This is a genomic window from Candidatus Termitispirillum reticulitermitis, assembly GCF_054655775.1.
The window spans coordinates 1-1664 of the sequence record NZ_BAAIHG010000130.1 but is presented as its reverse complement, the minus strand read 5'-3'; the positions used below and the strand labels follow the sequence as shown (position 1 = coordinate 1664).

3 protein-coding genes are annotated in these 1664 nt (G+C 46.1%); 2 read left to right on the top strand and 1 reads right to left on the bottom strand.

All coding sequences use genetic code 11. The features are described 5' to 3' along the window. A partial coding sequence (locus tag AC1MDJ_RS07715; RefSeq protein ID WP_479690341.1) for a bifunctional 5,10-methylenetetrahydrofolate dehydrogenase/5,10-methenyltetrahydrofolate cyclohydrolase occupies positions 1–509 on the bottom strand: 509 nt, incomplete at its 3' end. A gap of 96 nt (positions 510–605) precedes the next feature. On the opposite strand from AC1MDJ_RS07715, the gene hslV reads away from it, so the two are divergent. Together hslV and AC1MDJ_RS07705 are read left to right on the top strand one after the other, a co-directional pair. Continuing rightward, the gene (gene hslV, locus AC1MDJ_RS07710; RefSeq protein ID WP_479690340.1) at positions 606–1145 is read left to right on the top strand and encodes an ATP-dependent protease subunit HslV; all 540 of its coding nucleotides are present in this window, start codon (positions 606–608) and stop codon (positions 1143–1145) included. Next, positions 1138–1664: AAA family ATPase (locus tag AC1MDJ_RS07705; RefSeq protein WP_479690339.1), on the top strand; the 527-nt coding region annotated here is incomplete at its 3' end. The genes hslV and AC1MDJ_RS07705, both read left to right, overlap by 8 nt.

The window sequence follows — 1664 nt, the reverse complement described above, 5'->3', positions numbered from 1 at the left end:
ACTATGTTGCTGCGCCCAACAATGACCGCTAACTTTCCTGCGGGGTTTATATTATAGGTTTCTAACAGCTTCATTATGCCATAGGGGGTACATGGGATAAACTGCGGTGTGCCTATACTCAATAGCCCGACGTTGACAGGATGAAATCCGTCCACGTCCTTTTCGGGTGCTATTGCTATAGTTACACGCATTGCGTCAATGTGTGTTGGTAGCGGTAGCTGCACCAGTATGCCATGAATGCTGTCATCGGCGTTATGTTCAGCTATTTTTGCTATTAGCTGTGCTTCTGTGGTGTCTTGAGGCAGACGTTCTACAATAGAACGGATACCGACAAGCTCAGTTGCTCGCTCTTTGCCAGCAACGTATACTTTGCTGGCGGGATTATCCCCTACAATAAAGACCGCCAGCGTGGGCACGCTACCATTTTTGAGTTTATAGGTAGCGAGCTTTTCGGCAATGGTCGTTTTAATATTAGCTGCAACAGCCTGTCCGTCAATCAATGTGAACATAGGCGAATTGTAAATGAAATTAGCATGTTTTGCTAGGGGCAAATTATTTAGTTTAACTCTTGTCTTTTTGCTTATGTTGGTGTATTATTCCCAGTCATGGAAAAATCTTTATCTACCACAGTTATTGCCGTTAAGCGTGGCGGAATCACAGCTATGGCAGCTGACGGGCAGGTCACGCTAGGCAATACTGTTATGAAGGGAAACGCCCGCAAGGTTAGACTACTAGCTGATGGGAAGATTATGGCAGGCTTTGCAGGCAGTGCCGCAGATGCTTTTGCTTTGCTAGACCGCTTTGAGACTAAACTGCAAGAGCACGGCAATATATTGTTCCGTTCTGTGCTTGCTTTAGCTAAAGACTGGCGCACCGATAGGTATCTACGCCACCTAGAAGCGGTAATGCTAGTGGCAGATGCCAAGCAAATCTTTTTGCTATCAGGCACGGGCGATGTTATAGAGCCTGATGAGGGTATTATCGCTATAGGCTCTGGCGGTTCTTATGCCCATGCTGCGGCAAAGGCATTGCTTGAGAACACCAAAATGTCAGCTGAACAGATTGCTGAAAAGGCACTAAACATAGCGGCTGATATATGCATATACACCAACCATAGTATAAAAATAGAGGTAATCAGTGAATAATCTAACGCCAAGACAGGTAGTAGCCGAGCTTGATAAATATATCATCGGTCAAAATGCAGCAAAGAAAGCTGTGGCAATATCTCTCCGCAACAGATGGCGCAGATTGCAGCTTGCTGAAAAGCTACAAGACGAAGTAACCCCTAAAAATATCATAATGATAGGTGCTACGGGTGTCGGCAAGACAGAGGTTGCCCGCAGGCTGGCAAAACTCACGGGGTCGCCGTTTATAAAGGTTGAGGCTAGCAAGTTCACTGAGGTGGGTTATGTTGGGCGCGATGTAGAGTCAATGATACGCGACCTTACGGAAACGTCTATCTCGCTGGTGCGTGAGGAGATGAACAATTCAGTATCCGATGGTTTGGCAAGCAATGTTGAGGAGCGGTTACTAGATTTATTGTTGCCTCCGCAGTCGGTGTCATTGGCTGTAAATAAACCAGTTTCGAGCAAAAAGAAGGTTGGCAAGGCTAATACTAATAGTGTCATGGTCAACTCGTCTGGCGATGAAACTCCTAACGTTGC